1 protein-coding gene is annotated in these 1,318 nt (G+C 30.5%); it reads left to right on the plus strand.

Features of this window, described 5'->3' with window-relative positions:
• Nucleotides 1-247: transposase (locus tag KPC_RS19785; RefSeq protein ID WP_141730357.1), on the plus strand; the 247-nt coding region annotated here is incomplete at its 5' end.
• Nucleotides 248-1,318: the final 1,071 nt, after the last annotated feature.

Consider the following 1,318-nt stretch of genomic DNA (forward strand, 5'->3'; position numbering starts at 1 on the left):
GAGTAGCTCGCTAGAGCGAAATGAATTACTTCGAACAATTAAACGTTTAGGCAGGACACTATGGAAAAAATGGTCAGGCTATCATCGGCGAAGTTTGGTTGAAACTAAGATGCATTGCATCAAATTATTAGGAGATAAACTCAGTGCAAGGAGTTTTGATAGCCAAGTGAATGAGATCCATGCACGTGTAGCAGTCCTTAACAGATTTACGGAATTAGGTCGACCACTTACCCAAGTTACGCCTTAAATTTGGCTCAATTAGGGGCGCTTTGCATTTCAAATCTTTGTGCAACAAAGCCCCCTCCAGCTAATGATTTAATATCAATAAACCTAGGAGTAGGTGTAGAACTAAAATATAAATCACCTATAAATTCTATCTTTCCTTGTTTTGATCGAATATCTATATCATTTAATGCAGATAAAGACCAAGCCCCTCTTCCATTACTCTTTAAAGGTTTTAAAATAAAATCTTTATTTAATAATACAGATAAATTACCATTAATGGAGCTTAATTTATTATCATTTTTTAAGAATTCACTTCCATGAGCACTAAATCCATATGAGAATTCGTCTGATAATTCATTTGCTTCAATTAAAACTGTTCCTCCCGATCCATTACCATCAACTATTCCACCACTTATTAATGATAATATACCCTCTGCTTTTAATGCATAATTCAAAAAGGTTCTTAAATCTTTTTTTGAACTTAGTGCAATGTGATGGTCTGCAATTATATTTGACCTTTCTAAGTTTAAATTTTTATCCGAATGAATTTCTATATTTCTTTTACTATTTAAATCGATATCATGTACAACAACATCCTTTCCAGAAGATATTAAAATATCACCTTTTTTTGAATTTATTTCTCCACTACTTACATCTACAACACCATTTACACTATATACTTTTACATTATTAGCATTTATTTTTCCAGAAGAACCATAAGCATCCGTCTCATATTCATTATTACCATCAATGGTTAATTCTTTATTAGATACCAACAAGACACCACCATTAGTAGAGTTTATATCTACAGTATTTAGTTTTAAAACACCCTCACCTCCTGAAGAAATAACAATATCACCTAAAGATGTAATTCTATTTTTTAAAGTATTATTCCATGAAGAATTTAAAGTATCCAAGGTAATATTTTTATTTGATAATATAGAAACCCCACCTTCAGTTGAATTAATATTTAGGCTTTTTGCATATATATCACCAACTTCAGTTTTAATTTCAATATCTTTTTTAGTTTTAAATGTGGTATCAGTTCTTAATACAAGGTTNTTTTTAGTGGCTATATTTATATTTCCAGAAG

The organism is Acinetobacter stercoris, assembly GCF_900323515.1.
GTDB classification, from domain to species: domain Bacteria; phylum Pseudomonadota; class Gammaproteobacteria; order Pseudomonadales; family Moraxellaceae; genus Acinetobacter; species Acinetobacter stercoris.